The organism is Rhodoplanes roseus, assembly GCF_003258865.1.
In the GTDB taxonomy this organism is placed as follows: domain Bacteria; phylum Pseudomonadota; class Alphaproteobacteria; order Rhizobiales; family Xanthobacteraceae; genus Rhodoplanes; species Rhodoplanes roseus.
Genome location: NZ_NPEX01000040.1, coordinates 1 through 15,553 on the forward strand (window position 1 = coordinate 1; position 15,553 = coordinate 15,553).

Annotated in this window: 10 protein-coding genes and 1 tRNA gene; 6 read left to right on the top strand and 5 right to left on the bottom strand. The window is 69.4% G+C overall.

The window, feature by feature from the left end; genetic code table 11:
- The first annotated feature begins 175 nt into the window (after nucleotides 1-175).
- Nucleotides 176-251 (top strand) — tRNA-Thr (locus CH341_RS08365).
- A gap of 116 nt (nucleotides 252-367) precedes the next feature.
- Here CH341_RS08365 and CH341_RS08370 read toward each other — a convergent pair.
- Entirely contained in the window at nucleotides 368-1,915 is a 1,548-nt protein-coding gene (locus CH341_RS08370) for a diguanylate cyclase domain-containing protein (RefSeq protein ID WP_170149529.1), read from the bottom strand.
- A 162-nt stretch (nucleotides 1,916-2,077) separates the two neighbouring features.
- Between CH341_RS08370 and CH341_RS08375 the strand changes: the two genes are divergently transcribed.
- Nucleotides 2,078-3,574: a class I adenylate-forming enzyme family protein gene (locus CH341_RS08375; protein WP_170149530.1), complete on the top strand. Its 1,497-nt coding sequence runs from the start codon at nucleotides 2,078-2,080 to the stop codon at nucleotides 3,572-3,574.
- 18 nt (nucleotides 3,575-3,592) lie between these two features.
- On the opposite strand, the gene CH341_RS08380 is transcribed toward CH341_RS08375, so the two are convergent.
- Nucleotides 3,593-4,564, bottom strand: a complete 972-nt coding sequence (locus tag CH341_RS08380; protein ID WP_111418585.1) for a Bug family tripartite tricarboxylate transporter substrate binding protein — start codon at nucleotides 4,562-4,564, stop codon at nucleotides 3,593-3,595.
- Nucleotides 4,565-4,925: 361 nt separating this feature from the next.
- Here CH341_RS08380 and CH341_RS08385 point away from each other — a divergent pair, with 361 nt between their 5' ends.
- A complete protein-coding gene (locus CH341_RS08385; RefSeq protein ID WP_170149531.1) occupies nucleotides 4,926-6,422 on the top strand; it encodes an AMP-binding protein in 1,497 nt (498 codons plus the stop codon).
- Between the two features lie 9 nt (nucleotides 6,423-6,431).
- Here CH341_RS08385 and CH341_RS08390 read toward each other — a convergent pair whose 3' ends face one another.
- Complete coding sequence (locus CH341_RS08390) at nucleotides 6,432-9,599, bottom strand: efflux RND transporter permease subunit (RefSeq protein WP_111418587.1); 3,168 nt, start codon at nucleotides 9,597-9,599, stop codon at nucleotides 6,432-6,434.
- A gap of 35 nt (nucleotides 9,600-9,634) precedes the next feature.
- A complete protein-coding gene (locus CH341_RS08395; RefSeq protein WP_111418588.1) occupies nucleotides 9,635-10,864 on the bottom strand; it encodes an efflux RND transporter periplasmic adaptor subunit in 1,230 nt (409 codons plus the stop codon).
- 503 nt (nucleotides 10,865-11,367) lie between these two features.
- On the opposite strand from CH341_RS08395, the gene CH341_RS08400 reads away from it, so the two are divergent.
- Together CH341_RS08400 and CH341_RS08405 are read left to right on the top strand one after the other, a co-directional pair.
- The gene (locus tag CH341_RS08400) at nucleotides 11,368-12,237 is read left to right on the top strand and encodes a fumarate hydratase (protein WP_111418589.1); all 870 of its coding nucleotides are present in this window, start codon (nucleotides 11,368-11,370) and stop codon (nucleotides 12,235-12,237) included.
- Nucleotides 12,238-12,247: 10 nt separating this feature from the next.
- Complete coding sequence (locus CH341_RS08405; RefSeq protein ID WP_425376157.1) at nucleotides 12,248-12,913, top strand: fumarate hydratase C-terminal domain-containing protein; 666 nt, start codon at nucleotides 12,248-12,250, stop codon at nucleotides 12,911-12,913.
- Between the two features lie 420 nt (nucleotides 12,914-13,333).
- Here the strand turns inward: CH341_RS08405 and CH341_RS08410 are convergent, their stop codons facing one another.
- Nucleotides 13,334-14,326: a Bug family tripartite tricarboxylate transporter substrate binding protein gene (locus tag CH341_RS08410; RefSeq protein ID WP_170149532.1), complete on the bottom strand. Its 993-nt coding sequence runs from the start codon at nucleotides 14,324-14,326 to the stop codon at nucleotides 13,334-13,336.
- A 291-nt stretch (nucleotides 14,327-14,617) separates the two neighbouring features.
- Here CH341_RS08410 and CH341_RS08415 point away from each other — a divergent pair, with 291 nt between their 5' ends.
- Nucleotides 14,618-15,544 (top strand): DUF6282 family protein, encoded by a 927-nt coding sequence (locus tag CH341_RS08415; RefSeq protein WP_111418591.1) that lies wholly within the window; start codon nucleotides 14,618-14,620, stop codon nucleotides 15,542-15,544.
- Nucleotides 15,545-15,553 lie beyond the last annotated feature (9 nt).

Sequence of the window (15,553 nt, forward strand, 5' to 3'; positions counted from 1 at the left end):
GCCGGGAGCCCGGCGGCCGGGAGCCCGCTGGCGGACGCCGATGCCGCGGCACCCGTCCGGTAGGCGTTCGGCGCAGCAGCCCCGCGGCCGGCGCCCGGGGTCCGGCCGCCCTCTCCGCCGACCCACAGCGCTCCCTTGCCAAGCCTCACGCATCCCAGTATCAGGGAGCCGCGTCGCCGCAATAGCTCAGCTGGTAGAGCACATCATTCGTAATGATGGGGTCGGGGGTTCGAATCCCTCTTGCGGCACCAGAACGCTGGTTTCGCGGGGCCGGGCCGGATGCTCGCAGCCCGGGCCAGTTTCGGGCGCCGATCCACTCGCGTCGGACCTGCCCTTTCTCCGTTCACGACCTTACCTTGCGGATCCATCACCCGCGCGGCGGCGGCTCGTCGAAGCAGCAGAACGTGTTCTTTCCGGCGGCCTTGGCGCGGTAGAGAGCCCGATCGGCACGGGTCAGGAGATCGTCCGGGTGCAATCCATCGTCCGGCGCACAGGCGATGCCGATGCTGAGCCCGACCAGAATGTCCGTGTCGCCGTACCGGAACGGCCTCTCCGCCACGGCGATCAGGCGCTGCGCCACATCGGTCGCCCCGGCCCGGTTCACCCTCAGGATGAAGGCGAACTCGTCGCCGCCGAGGCGCGCGACGGTGTCGTCGGTCCGCAGCACCGACCGGACGCGCGTCGCCATCTCGCGGAGGACGGCGTCGCCCGCCTGATGTCCGAGGCTGTCGTTCACCGGCTTGAAGCCGTCGATGTCCATGTAGAGGACGGCGAAGCAGCAGCCGGTGCGCCGTGTCTGGTCGACCGCGTCGAGCAGGCGCTGGGCGAACAGCATCCGGTTCGGCAGGCCGGTGAGCTCGTCGGAGGTGGCGAGCCGCGCCAGCCGCGCTTCCAGCTCCTTGCGCCGGCCGATGTCGCGGACCGATGCGACATACCCGTTCGGCTGTCCGGTCTCGGTGTCGTAGGTGAGCCGGAGCGACGCCTCCATCCACACCCACGAGCCGTCCCGGTGACGCTGGCGCTGCTCGCTGACGGCGACGTCCAGGCGTCCGGCACGAACATCGTTCATGAGAGACCAGAAGGCCGGCAGGTCGTCCGGGTGGGTCAGCTCGACCGCCTTGCGCCCGACGAGGTCCCCCGGGTCGTAACCGAGGAGCGCCTTCACCGAGGGCGACACGTAGAGCCGGACCCCCTCGAGATCACCGCGGACGATGGTGTCGGTCGAGGTTTCGGCGAGCAGGCGGAACTCGGCCTCCCGGTCCGCCGCCGCCCGTGCGGCTTTCACCAGGCTCACCTGCTGCCCGGCGATCGTCCCGAGGTCTTCCAGTCGCTGGAAACCGTCGAGCGACGCGGCGCGAGCGCGCGTATCGAAGAGGGAGAGCCGGCCGATCCCGGCCGGACCGAACGGCATGCTGGCGATGAAGCGCAGCTTCGGTGCTCCCGTCACGTAGGAACGCCCGGCCCACGCCGCATCATCCAGGGTGTCCTCGACCCACAGCATCGGCCCTGCGATGCCCAGGTGTCCGGCCGCGGAGGTCGCGAACGCCCATGCCTCCCGATCTTCGGAGGCGGCGAGGTCGATGCAACCGAACGGGTCGCTGCCGATGCACACGGCGGCCGCCGGAACGTCGAACACGGCGCGGGCGATTCGACAGAACGTTTGGAAGTGAAGCGCTGACAGGGACGTCGTCGAGTCTCGACCGGTGCCCACTCCTGGAAGGTCCGATCCGCGCGTCGCTGGGACTTCCATAGGCTCTCGACTGACTTGGGGCGCGCCGCGAGGTCTTCGACCTTCATCGCATCCTGAACAAATGAACGTCTTTCCCTTATGTTTGGTTGAGACCTGCCGGCGCGGGAGCATTTTTTCGGCGCAGCCGCACGCGCCGGGTCGCACCTTCAATCCTGCGTCGGTCAACCAAACGACCTCCGCGCGGGGCTGCGGGCGTCTCCCTGAACCGGCCCCGCGCCGGCGGCGACCCAATGCGGGGACCTGCTACCACTTCCCGAAAAGATCGTTCATGAAGGGACACGGTCCGACATGGTCCATGTCGGCCGACCCACGACGGCGGAGCCAGGAATGCGTGCGGACTTGACCACCAGCGCGGGCGTGAAGTGCCCGTCCTATGTCGACAGCATCCTGTTCCAGGCGAAATGGGACGCCCATCGGCCGGCGATCGGCACCGAGGCGGGGGTGCTGACCTACGGCCAGCTGGCGGAGGCGATCCTGGCGGCGGCAGCGCGCTGTGCGCAGGCCGGCCTGCAGGCCGGGACCGTGGTCGGCCTGGTCGTCAAGGACCCGGTCTGGCACGTCTGCCTGATCTGCGCGCTGCATCGGCTGGGCGTGATCAGCGCTTCGATCGAGGCGGCGGAGGGCGGCCTGCCGCTCGGCTTCGCCGCCATCCTGTACGACAAGGTCCGCCCGGCCGGCTTCATCGGCGCCGCCATCCAGGTCGATCCGGGCTGGTTCGCGGCGCAGCCGACCCAGACCGCGGCGCCGGCCGTGCCGTTCGGGGCGCGCGACGTCTGCCGCGTCGCCCTGTCGTCCGGCACCACGGGCGAGCCGAAGCCGATCGCCATGAGCCCCGAGATCCTGTGGGACCGCTTCACCACCTACACGATGCGGGGCGGCTTCGCGGCGGCGCAGCGCATCTTCTGCGGCCCGACGCTGCGCTCGCATTTCGCCTTCGCGGTCGCCTTCACGGCGCTCTCCTACGGCAAGATGGTCGCCTTCGCCGACAACGCCGCCACCGCGACCCCGGTGATGAGCTTCTACGGCATCGACCTCGCGGTCCTCTCGGTGCAGCAGCTCGGCGACATCACCGACATGCAGGAGCGCAGCTTCGGCGGGCTCGGCTCGCTGCGCGAGATCCAGGCCGGCGGCTCGACCATCTCGGAGGCGCTCCTCAACCGGGTGCGGGCCTTCCTGCCGGTGCCGATCCTCAACACCTATGCCTCGACCGAGGCCGGCACGGCGGCGCTCGGCGCGGTCGAGAAGCTCGGCCTCCTGCGCGGCGAAGGCTCGGTCGGCTTCCTGGTGCCGTGGGCCGAGGTGGAGGCCTGCGACGACGCCGGCCGCGTGCTGCCGCGCGGTCAGGACGGCAATCTGCGGGTGCGGGCGCTGGGCATGGCGGCGCCCTTCCGGAGCGGCCTCAAGACGGTCGAGCCGATGGCGGCGTTCATGCCCGGCGACTACGGCCGCGTGCTGGACAACGGCATGCTGGTGGTCAGCGGCCGCACCAACGACGTGATCAATATCGGCGGCACCAAGCTGGCGGCCGAGTGGCTCGACCGGCAGGTGATGCGCTGCAAGGGCGTGCGCGACGCGGCCGTGCTGGCCGTGCCGGGTCCGTCCGGCCTGCCCCAGATCGTCGTCGCGATCGTCGCCGACGGCAGCGTCGACGAGGCCGACGTGGCGCGGCGCTGCGCCGAGCTCTCGTCGCTCGCCAAGCCGAGCGCGATCCACCGCGTCAGCGCGATCCCGCGCAACAGCACCGGCAAGATCATGCGCGAGCAGCTCCGCCGGGAGGTTCTGGCGACGCCGTCGGCCGGGCCGCCGTCCGGCGTGATGCACTGAGCCGAGCCGAGCCGAGCCTCAGCGCAGCGCGGCGACCACCGGCTTCCAGCGGGCGATCTCGGCCACGACGAAATCGTGGAAGCCGGCCCGCCCCACCGCCAGCGGCTCGATGCTCTGGCGCTCGAGCGCGCCTTTCATCTGGGCCGAAGGCAGCGCCTGGTCGAGGGCGCGGTCGAACACCGCCATGCGCTCGGCCGGAATGCCGGCGGCCGCGAACAGCCCGACCCACAGCCGCACGTCGAAGCCGGGCAGGCCGGAGTCGGCGAGCGTCGGCACCTCCGGCAGGGAGGCGATCCGCGACGGCCCGGTGGCCCCGATGGCGACGAGCTGGCCGCTGCGCACCAGCGCGGCGACCGACGGCGCCGGCGCGAACCACGCCATCACGTGCCCGCCGACGAGCCCCTGGGTGGCCTCGCTGTTGCCGTGATAGGCGACCGCCAGCATCTCGGTGCCGGCCTGCAGGTCGAACGCGACGCCGGCGAGATGCGACGACGACCCCCGGCCGAGCGTCGCATAGGTGACGGTGCCGGGCTTCGACCGGGCCAGCGCCGTGAACGCGTCGAGCGTCTTCACCCCCAGCCCCGGGCTGACCACCAGCAGATTGGTGGTCGCCCCGATCGGTGCGACCGCGACGATGTCGGTGCCGAACTTGACGGTGAAGTCCGGAAACAGCCACTGGTTGACGGCGATCGGCAGCGCGCCGATCAGGAACGTGTAGCCGTCGGCCGGGGCGCGCGCGACCGCCTGGGTCGCGATGTTGCCGGACGCGCCCGGCCGGTTCTCGACGATCACGGTGGTGCCCAGGACGCTGCCGAGCTGGTCGGCCAGCATACGGGCCGCGACGTCGGTGGGACCACCCTGGCCGAAGCCGACGACGATCCGGATCGGGCGATCCGGATAGGCCTGTGCCGGAGCGGGCAGCGACCCGCACAGCAGGCCGGCCCCGGCCAAAGTTCCGGACGACAGAACGTCACGACGTGACAGCGTCATTCCGACCCCGCGTCCCAGGCCCGAGACACGCAGCGAATGCCGGTGCCTCGATGCGTGTGATCACACTCTGTGTCGTCGCGGAGGGCGAGCCGGTTCAGAGCCACCGTCCGTCGCGACGAACCAGATCGCCTATGCATGACAAGTTCTTCGAGGGGAAGGGTCTTGATACAGAGCCGCGGGCGAAGTTGCGCCGATCTATGCTTTGCTTATTAGGCGCAGACTAATCTTCGCCCTTGCCGTTTCGAACCGGTGCGATCGCGGCGACACCAAATCCCAGGACTGTGCTACCACTGCGCGAGAGATCGTTCATGAAGAGCAGTCCGGGATGCCGCCTGTAGGACCAGCGACTGCGGAGCCGGGGATGCGTGCGGATTTGGCCACCAGCCCGGGCGTGACGTGCCCGTCTCATGTCGATGCGATCCTGTTTCAGACGCGATGGGACTCCCATCGCCCCGCGATCGCGACCGAGGGCGGCATCCTGACCTACGGTCGGCTCGCGGAGGCGATCCTGGCGGCGGCCGCACGGTGTGCGCAAGCGGGCCTGCAAGCCGGAACCGTGGTCGGCCTGGCGGTCAGGGACCCGGTCTGGCACGTCTGCCTGGTCTGTGCGCTGCACCGGCTCGGCGTGATCAGCACCTCGATCGAGCCGTCGGAGGGCGGCCTGCCGCTCGGCTTCGCCGCCATCCTGTACGACAAGGACCGTCCGGGCGGTTTCATCGGCGCCGCCATCCAGGTCGATGCCGGCTGGTTCGCGGCGCAGCCCGGTCAGCCGGCGGCGCCGGTCGTGCCGTTCGGCGCCCGCGACGTCTGCCGCGTGGTGCTGTCATCGGGCACGACCGGGGCGCCGAAACCGATCGCCATGAGTCCCGAGATCCTGTGGGACCGCATCACCGCCTACTCGTTGCGCGGAAGCCTCGCCGCATCGCAACGCATCTTCTGCGGCCCGACGCTGCGCTCGCAATTCGGCTTCGTGATCGCCTCGACGGCGCTCGCCTACGGAAAGATGCTGTGCTTCGCCGAGAGCGCGGCGACCGCCGTCGCCGTGATGAGCTTCTGCGGCGCCGATCTTGCGCTCTTCTCACCGAACCAGCTCGTCGACCTGATCGACGAGCAGACGCGCAGCCGCGGCGGACTGGCGACCCTGCGGGAGATCCAGTGCAGCGGCGCGTTCCTGTCCGACAGTCTTCTGCACAGGCTTCGCACCGTGCTTCCGGTTCCCGTGCTCAACTCATACGCGTCGACGGAAGCCGGAACGACCGCCATCGCCACGGCCGAGGCGCTCGCCACCATGAAGATCGAGGGTGCCGCCGGCTTCATCGTCCCATGGGCCAGGGTCGACGCCTGCGACGACACGGGCGATCCGTTGCCGACCGGCCAGGAGGGATCCTTGCGGGTCCGCGCGCTCGGCATGGCGGCGCCCTTCGAGCGGGGCATGACGACCGTCTCGCCCTCGGCCGCGTTCTTCCCGGGCGACTTCGGACGTGTCCTCGACGACGGGACGCTGGTGGTCAGCGGACGCATCGACGACGTCATCAATTTTGGCGGCGACAAGCTCGCCGCCGACTCTCTCGTGCGGCGCATCCTGCGATGCCCCGGGGTGCAGGACGCCGGAGTGATCGCCGTCGACGGCGCGCTCGGGCTGCCGGAGCTGCATGTCGCCGTCGTCGCGTCCGGTCCGATCGACGACATCCAGATCGCCAGGAGCTGCACCGAGGTCCGGCGTTTCGCCAAGCCGGTGGCGATCCACCGGCTGGATGCAATTCCGCGGAACGCGATGGGGAAGGTGGTTCCGGCCGAGTTGCGCCGCGAGGTGCTGTCCCGCGCCGTGCCGAAACGGCCGCCGGCGTCCGACGACTGACGCGGCCCGCTACTCCGCCGGCACACCGTCCGCGAGCGATTGTGGCGCGGCGACCATGGCGGGAGCGCGGACGCGGCGCGAGAACAGCGAGATCAGCACCGGCAGCGTGATCAGGATCAGGACCGGCGCCAACGCCATGCCGCCGACCACGACGACGGCGAGCGGACGCTGCACCTGAGAGCCGATGCCGGTGGAGATCGCCGCCGGCAGCAGGCCGATCCCGGCGATGATGCAGGTCATCAGCACGGGCCGCATCTGCAGCGCGCCGGTGCGCAACAGCGCCTTGCGGCGGCCGAGGCCGGCGTCGATCAGCGTGTTGTACTGCGACACGATGATGATCCCGTCCATCACGGCGATGCCGAACAGCGCGACGAAGCCGATCGCCGCCGAGACGCTGAACGGGGTGCCGGTGACGAACAGGGCCAGCACGCCGCCGATCACGGCGAGCGGGATCACGCTCATGGTCAGCAGCGTGTCGACGATCGAGCCGAAGTTCAGGAACAGCAGCATCGCCATCAGCGCGAGGGCGGCCGGCACGGCGATCTGCAGCCGCTCGATGGCGCCCTGGAGATTGCCGAACTCACCGACCCATTCGAGCCGCGAGCCGGGCGGCAGCGCGACCTGTGCGCCGATCTTCGCCTGCGCCTCGCCGATGGCGCCGCCGAGGTCGCGCTCGCGCACCGAGAACTTCACCGGCAGATAGCGCTGCTGGTTCTCGCGATAGATGTAGGCCGCTCCCGAGACGAGCTTCACGGTCGCCACCTCGGAGAGCGGGATCTGGCTGGTGCCGCCCGGCCCCTGCACGCCGATGCGCAGGTTCTGGATCGCCTCCGGGGTCTGGCGATATCGCGGCGCCAGCCGCACGACGATCGGGAAGAAGCGGTCGCTCGACGGCTCGTAGAGATTGCCGGCGCTCTCGCCGCCGATCGCCGCCTTGATGGTGGCGTTGACGTCGCCCGGCGTGAGGCCGTAGCGGGCCGCACGGGCGCGGTCGACGTCGATCTGGATGGTCGGCTGGCCGAGCGACGTGAACACGGCGAGATCGGCGACGCCCGGCACCGTCTCCAGCGTGCCGCGGATGCGGTTCGCCGTGTCGGTGAGCACGCGCAAATCGTTGCCGAACACCTTGATCGAGTTCTCGCCCTTCACGCCCGACACCGCCTCGGCGACGTTGTCCTGGAGATACTGGGAGAAGTTGAACTCGACGCCGGGGAACTCCTCGGTCAGCTTCGCGAGGATCTCGGCCGTCAGCGAATCCTTGTCGACGCCCTTGCGCCACTGGTCGACCGGCTTGAGCGGCGCGAACAGCTCGGCGTTGAAGAAGCCGGCCGGATCGGTGCCGTCGTCGGGACGGCCCTGCTGCGAGACGACCGTCTCGACCTCGGGGAAGCCGCGCACCAGCCGCCGCATGCGGTTGACGTAGGTGTTGCCCTCCTCGAGCGAGATCGTCGAGGGCAGCGTCGCACGGATCCAGAGATTGCCCTCCTCGAGCTTCGGCAGGAACTCGAGGCCGAGCATGCGGACCGCGATCAGCGCGAACACCAGCAGCATGCCGGCGACCGCCATCACGATGGCGCGGTGCGACAGCGCGAAGCGCAGCACCGGCATGTAGAGGGCGGAGAGGAAGCGCACGAGGCGCGTCTCGGTCTCGTTCACCTGCTCGGGCAGCAGCAGCGCGGAGAGCGCCGGCGCCACCGTGAAGGTCGCGATCAGGCCGCCGGCGAGCGCATAGGCGTAGGTCTTGGCCATCGGGCCGAAGATGTGGCCCTCGACGCCGGACAGCGTGAACAGCGGCAGGAAGGCCGCCATGATGATGCCGGCCGAGAAGAAGATCGAGCGGCCGACGCCGGTGCCGGCCAGATAGATCTCGCCGAGCTTGCCGGCGAGCCCGGCGCCCGGGCCGGACATGACCGGGCGGCGCCCCTCCGGCGCGTGCCCGAGCCGGCGGAACACCGCCTCCACCATGATCACGGTGGCGTCGACGATCAGGCCGAAGTCGATGGCGCCGACCGACAGGAGGTTCGCGGACTCGCCTCGAATGACCAGGATGCCGACCGCGAAGAACAGCGCGAACGGGATCGTCGCGCCGACGATCAGGGCGCTGCGCAGATTGCCGATGAACACCCATTGCAGCAGGAAGATCAGGCCGATCCCCACCACCATGTTGTGCAGCACCGTGTGGGTGGTGACCTCGATCAGATCCTTGCGGTCGTAGATGCGCTCGATCTTCACGCCGGGCGGCAGGATGCCCGAGGAATTGATCGACTCCACCTCGGCCTCGACCTTGCGGATGGTCGGCATGCTCTGCTCGCCCCGGCGCATCAGCACGATGCCCTGGACGATGTCGTCCTCCTCGTCCTGGCCGGCGATGCCGAGCCGCGGCTGGTGGCCGACCTTCACGGCGGCGACGTCGCGGACCAGAACCGGACTGCCGCCGCTCTGGGCGATCATGGTCGAGCCGACGTCCTCGATCGAGCGGATCAGGCCGACGCCGCGCACCACCGCGGCCTGGGTGCCGATCTCGACCGTGTTGCCGCCGACATTGACGTTGCTGTTGCCGAGCGCCTGGATGAGCTGCGGCAGGGTGAGGCCGTAGGACAGGAGCTTGCCGAGGTCGACCTCGAGCTCGAACGTCTTGGTCTTGCCGCCCCAGCCGGTGACGTCGACGACGCCCGGCACCATGCGGAAGCGCCGCTGCAGCACCCAGTCCTGCAGCGTCTTCAGGTCGAGCACGCTGTAGCCGGGCGGGCCGGCCAGCTTGTAGCGGAAGATCTCGCCGATCGGGCTGATCGGGCTGATCTGCGGCTGCGCGCTGTTCGGCAAGGGGGCGAGGGAGCCGAGCCGGTTCAGCACCTGCTGCAGCGCCTCGTCGTAGGAGTAATCGAAGGTGAACTGCAGGCTGACGGTCGACAATCCGTAGAGCGAGACGGTGCGGATGTTGCGCAGGTTCTTGATGCCGGCGACCTGCGCCTCGATCGGGATGGTGATGTAGCGCTCGATCTCCTCGGCCGAGAGGCCGGCGCTCTGGGTGATCACCGTCACCATCGGCGGCGTCGGATCCGGATAGGCCTCGATGTTGAGCTGGCGGAAGGCGAACACGCCGCCGATCAGCGTCAGCACGAACAGGACCACCATCAGGACACGATGGCGGAGCGTGAGCGCGAGCACGTGGGACATGGCGGGGGGCTGCCGGCGGGTCGGGAGGGGCTGGATCAGTTTCCGCTGGCGAGACGATCGATGAACAGGCTGCCACGGGTGACGATCTGCTCGCCCGAGGACACCCCGGAGACCACCTCGACCATGCGGCCGTCGGTGCCGCCGACCTTCAGATCGCGCAGCTCGATGCTGCGGTCGTCGCGCGCCACCCAGGCCCGCACCCGGCTGCCCTCGTAGACCAGCGCCTCGCGCGGCACCGCGGCCGCCATCACGTCCTCGGTGCTGCGCAGCGTCACATTGGCGAACATCTCGGGCTTCAGCAGGCCCTCGCCGTTGTCGATCGAGGCCCGCACGGTGAGGCGGCGGGTGGTCGGATCGACCGCGGCGCCGACATAGTCGACCGCGCCGGTGAACACGCGCTCCGGATAGGCCAGCACCGTGAAGCTGACCGGCTGGCCGAGCCGCACCTTGCCGATGTCGCTCTCGCGCACATAGGCGGTGAGCCACACGGCGGTCAGGTCGCCGACCACGAAGACCGGATCGGCAGCGCCGGCACCGACATACTGGCCGGGGCCGATCTTGCGCTGCACCACGGTGCCGCCGATCGGGGCGAAGACGGGGGTGTCGGGATTGATCCGGCCGGTGGAGCCGAACTGCTCGATGTCGGCGTCGCTGCGGCCGAGGATGCGCAGCCGGTTGCGCGCCGCCTCCAGCGCCGTCTCGGCCGAGCGCATGTCGTTCTGGGCCGCGATCAGCGCGGCCTGCGCCTGCTGCACGTCCTTCAGCGGCGTCGCCTTGGCGTCGTAGAGGTCGCGGGCGCGCTTGTCGGTGATGCGGGCGAGCTCGAGCGCGGACTTCGCCTTGTTCATCGCCGTCACGGCGCCGATGAAGTCGTTCTGCGACTGCACCATGTCGGTCGCCTCGACGACGAACAGCGACTGGCCCGGCTGGATCATGTCGCCCGCCTTGGCGAACAGGCGCGTCACCCGGCCCGCATAAGGCGAGAAGATCGGCGTCGACCGATCCTCGTTCACCTGAATCTTGCCTTCCGTCACGTATTCGGGCGTGAAGGCGTGCGACGTCACCGGGCGGACCGAGAGGGTGTTCCACTCGGAGTCCTTCGGGCGATAGTGGCGCCCGTCATGCGCCGCGATCGGCGCCGGCTCCGTGATCAGCTTCTTGCCGCCGTGCTGGCTGCTGATCCACGTCGTCGCGCCACCGGCGCCGACACCCAGGATCAGTAGAACCGCGACGGCCTGAGCCCGCCAGCCCAGCGCTCGACTCATCGATCGCACTCCAGACCCGTTCAAATTCACCCTCGTCCTCCCTGCCGGCCTGGCGGCCTTGTTTTATTTCGCTCGTGCCTCCCGGCCGCCGCGCTGCGGCCGGTCGTGATCGATGACGCTGCGACACTCTCATGTCGTTGCCGACGCCTGAACGGTGCCTGAACGAACGACGGGAGACCGACGACGACCAGACGCACCGGCACGTGCTGTGGCCCCTTGGAGGGCTTCTCGTGTCCTCTTTGTAGCCCGAGCGACTTACATCAACCTTACTCGCCGGAGGCGCGCGGCTGAGATTTCCGTCATCCTTTTCGAGACTTGCGCAAGACGCGCCGCAGTCATGCGCCGGGCGCTCGGCACCCGCGAGGGGTGTTCCGGTCGCGTCAGCCCGCCATTTCGCGACACGAAACACCGACTGAAAGCTCCATCCGGGCGGCGCGATTCGTGCCAATGATCGGATCCGTCGGGCCGCGGAGAACGGCCCACGCCAGTGGAGACCACGAGGAATGGCCATTACCTACGACGCCGTGCGGACCGCGACGGCCGATCTCTATGCCTGGTCGCTCAGGACCGTGCCGGACGATGCCGTCGCGGCGCTGCGCGCGTCGCTCGACACCGAGACGGTCGAGTCCGCCCGCAAGGTGCTGCGCTTCATGCTGACCGCGTCCGAGCGGGCCCGCACCGACGACAAGTATCTCTGCACCGACGCGGGCGTGCCGAGCTACGACGTGAGGATCGGCACGGCCGCGCGCATCGACGGCGACATCAAGCAGGCCATCGTCGACGGTTTCGCGCAGCTCTGCGCCACGGCCGAGCCGCCGATCCTGAAATTCGTCACCAATCCGCTGACCAACCAGCGCAGCTTCGCCGGCAAGGACATGCCGCTGGTCACCTGGGACGTGGTCAGCGGTGCCGACTATGTCGAGATGATCTGCTCGCCGAAGGCGCTCGGCACCGGGCGCTGGGCCTCGATCGAGACCTTCGTGTCGCCCTCGCTGGAGACGATCGAGCGGCACGTGATGGACTGCGTGCTGAAGGCCGGCTCCCAGCCCTGCCCGCCCGTGGTGGTCGGCATCGGCATCGGCGGCACCTTCGACATCGCCGCCAAGCTCGCCTCCAAGGCGACGCTGCGGCCGTTCGGGACCCCCAATCCGGAGCCGATCCTGGCCGAGATGGAACGCCGCCTGCTGGTCGCCATCAACAGCACGGGCTTCGGGCCGATGGGCACGGGCGGCGACACCACGGCGCTGGGCGTCCACATCGATTATGCCAGCGGCCACGGCTACACGCCGGTCGCGGTCTGCTTCAACTGCTGGATCAACCGCCGCACCCGCGCCCGCCTCTACAATTCCGGCGTGATCGAGCGTTGTGAGTGAGCACGACCAAATGAGCCCGACCATGAGCGAAGCCGGACGCGACGCCGACCTGGACCTGCCCCGCCTGACCGTTCCCCTGTCGCGTGCCGATGCCCGGAACCTGGCGCTCGGCGACGTGGTGCGGCTCGACGGCGAGGCGATCGTGACGATCGGCATGCCGACGCATCAGCGCATCATGGCGCAGATCGCCGAGGAGAAGCCGCTGCCTTTCGATCTCACCGGCGCGGCGTTCTTCCATCTGTCGGTGTGCAGCCGCGAGACGCCGGCCGGCGGCGCCGAGCCGCTCTACGTCAACCCGACCACCTCGACGCGCTTCAATCCGTACCTGCCGACCCTGATCCGGCGGTTCGGCCTCAGCGCGACGGCCGGCAAGGGCGGCCTCGACATGGAGTGCGCCCGCGCCATGCAGGAGGTCGGCTGCGTCTACTTCTCGATGATGGGCGGCGCCTCGCCGCTGCTCTCCGAAGGCGTCACCGCGATCGTCGAGACCGCGTGGGACGACCTGATCATGCAGTTCCGGCTCACCCGGGTGCGGCTGTCCGGCTTCGGCCCGCTCACCGTCGCCATCGACGCGCACGGGCGGAGCCTCTACGAGGATCTGGCGCGCGATGCGAAGGCGAAGCTGCCGGAGATTCTCGCAAGGCTGAACGCGGAGCGGGCCCAAGCCGGACGCTGACGAGGATTTCAGCGAGGCGGATCCCCATCCTCGATCGTGCTCCGCGAAGGCGAGGGCCTTGCATAACCTCTCCGTCGTCCTGGGGCGGCGCGCCAGCCCCGAGCCCGGGACCCATAACCCCTGTCTGTCGTGAGCATCGGCGCCGGGCGTATGGATCCCGGGCTCGCGGACTTCGTCCGCGCCCCGGGATGACCAATGATGCAAAGCCCTCGTGAGGCGGAGCACCCAGTACGCCGCAGCCTCTCGACTGAAGCAACGCGGTCCGCTGAATACTGGGTCGTCCGCCTGCGCGGACAACGACGACCGAGAGGTCCGTGCAACGAGCACGCCGGCCACAGTGTCGCGATAGGCGTGCTCTGCATCCCGGCCGCGCGGGGTCGGCTCGAAACCGCCCGGCCGAAATGTCGCGGCCTGCCGGCCTCAGAACTGGATGCCGGCGCCCTTGATGACCGGGCCCCACTTGGCGACCTCGGAGGCGATGTAGGCCTTCAGCTCCTCGGGCGTCCCGCCGTTCGGCTCCATCGACATGGAGGCGAGCACCTCCTTGGCCTTGTCGGTCTTCAGCCAGGCGTTGACGACGCCGTTGGCCTTCTGGACCACCTCGGCGGGCGTGCCGGCCGGCCCCAGCAGGGAGTACCAGGCGGAGGCCTCGAAATTCGCGACGCCGGTCTCGATCACGGTCGGCACGTCGGGCAGCAGGGCGCTGCGCTTGGCGCCCGTGATGGCGAGCGCCTTGATGGTGCCCTCCTTCACCAGCGGCACGTAGCTCGACATGAAGTCCATGGCGACGTCGATCTGGCCGCCGAGCAGGTCCGTGATGATCGGCGTGGTGCCGCGATAGGGCACGTTGGTGAACTGCACCTTGGCGCTCGACTGGAGGAGCTCCGAGGTGATGTGGCCCAGCGTGCCCTGCCCCGGAATGCCCGCATTGACCTTGCCGGGCGCCGCCTTGGCGGCCGCGATCAGCTCGGCGAGCGAGCCGTAGGGCGCGCCTTTCTTCGCGGTGACGATCAGGGGCGAGTTGGCGATCAGCACGATCGGCAGGAGATCGCGATCGGGATCGTAGGGCATCGCCTTGTACATCAGCCGGTTCTGCGCCACCGGGCCGGGCGTCGAGAACAGCAGCGTGTAGCCGTCGGGCTGCGCCTTGGCGACCGCGGTGCCGCCGATATTGCCGCCCGCACCGGCGCGATTGTCGACGATGAACTGCTTGCCCAGCCCGTCGCTCAGCGCCGCCGCCACGGCACGCGCCAGGATGTCGGTGTTGCCGCCGGCCGGGAACGGCACCACCAGCGTGACGGGCCGGCTCGGCCAGCCCTGTGCGACCGCCGTCCCGGATCCGCCGAGTACGGGCGCGAGGAGGGCAGCGGCAGCCGCCGCGAGGGCCAGACGGCGCGACACTCGGTGATCCATGATGCGTCTCTCCGGGGGGTGGCTGCGCCGCGGTGCGCGTATTCTGTTCCGCGATCGAGGCGACGCTAGGCGCAGAACGCAGGCGCCGCGACTGCTTTCTGGGCACGTTTCACCAGGCGAAATCGGCGCGATTAGTCTCCGGACCGGCCGGCGCATTTCGTAATGTCGGGATCAGACCTCTCGCTGCGGCTCGACAGCGAGGCACCGTCCAGTGACGAACCGCTGTGCAGCGCGACATCGCCGGCCCCGCAGCCGGCCAGCATGCAGCGCGATCAAGAAAAGGAACGATCCATGTCCGCCGCGACCGCCCCGATCTCGGACACCCTCGTCGACGACCTGACGAAGGGCGCCGTCGACCTGCACGTCCACAGCGGCCCGTCCGTGATGGCGCGGCTGGTCGACCACATGGACGCGCTGGAGCAGGCCTCGGCGGCCGGCATGCGGGCGCTGCTGTTCAAGGACCACTACTATCCGACGGCGCCGATCGCCGACATGCTGCGCAACAAGCACAAGGGCGGCGCCGAGCCGCTCGGCGGCATCGTGCTCAACAATGCGCTCGGCGGCTTCAACGTCTACGCGGTCGAGCATGCGCTCAAGCTCGGCACCCGCATCGTGTGGATGCCGACCGTGTCGGCGGCGAACCACATCCGCGAGGGCCACAACAAGAAGCTGCTGGTGGCCAAGTCCGAGATGCGGCGCCCCACCGCGCTGTCGGCCGTCGACGAGCACGGCGAGCTGAAGGAGGAGATCAAGCCGATCCTGGATCTGATCGCCCAGCACGACGCGGTGCTGTCCTGCGGCCATCTCCACATCAGCGAGGCCTGGGTGCTGTTCGAGGAGGCGAAGCGCCGCGGCTGCAAGCGGCTCCTGGTCAACCACCCGCCCTACACGGTCGGTGCGGCGCCCAAGGACGTGAAGCGCCTGCTCGATCTCGGCGTGATGATCGAGCACTCGGCCTGCCTCTACATCGACTGCCGCTTCAAGGTCTACACGCCCGAGCAGCTCAAGGAGTGGATCGACACGGCCGGCGTCGACAACACCTTCTTCGGCTCCGATCTCGGCCAGGCCAACTGCCCGTCGCCGGTCGAGGGCATGAAGCAGATCATCCGCACCTGCCTGTCGCTCGGCTACACGCCGGACGAGGTGCGCCGCATGGTCTCGTCCAACGCGATGCGGCTCGCCGGCATCGGCGACAACGCCCCGGCCAAGGCGGCGTGAGCGGAACAG

Bases quoted from the DNA above. Each gene is read 5' to 3' on its own strand.
- CH341_RS08390 (WP_111418587.1), bottom strand. From the start codon at position 9,599: ATGTCCCACGTGCTCGCGCTCACGCTCCGCCATCGTGTCCTGATGGTG.
- CH341_RS08400 (WP_111418589.1), top strand. From the start codon at position 11,368: ATGGCCATTACCTACGACGCCGTGCGGACCGCGACGGCCGATCTCTAT.
- CH341_RS08395 (WP_111418588.1), bottom strand. From the start codon at position 10,864: ATGAGTCGAGCGCTGGGCTGGCGGGCTCAGGCCGTCGCGGTTCTACTG.
- CH341_RS08410 (WP_170149532.1), bottom strand. From the start codon at position 14,326: ATGGATCACCGAGTGTCGCGCCGTCTGGCCCTCGCGGCGGCTGCCGCT.
- CH341_RS08375 (WP_170149530.1), top strand. From the start codon at position 2,078: ATGCGTGCGGACTTGACCACCAGCGCGGGCGTGAAGTGCCCGTCCTAT.
- CH341_RS08380 (WP_111418585.1), bottom strand. From the start codon at position 4,564: ATGACGCTGTCACGTCGTGACGTTCTGTCGTCCGGAACTTTGGCCGGG.
- CH341_RS08385 (WP_170149531.1), top strand. From the start codon at position 4,926: ATGCGTGCGGATTTGGCCACCAGCCCGGGCGTGACGTGCCCGTCTCAT.
- CH341_RS08405 (WP_425376157.1), top strand. From the start codon at position 12,248: ATGAGCCCGACCATGAGCGAAGCCGGACGCGACGCCGACCTGGACCTG.
- CH341_RS08415 (WP_111418591.1), top strand. From the start codon at position 14,618: ATGTCCGCCGCGACCGCCCCGATCTCGGACACCCTCGTCGACGACCTG.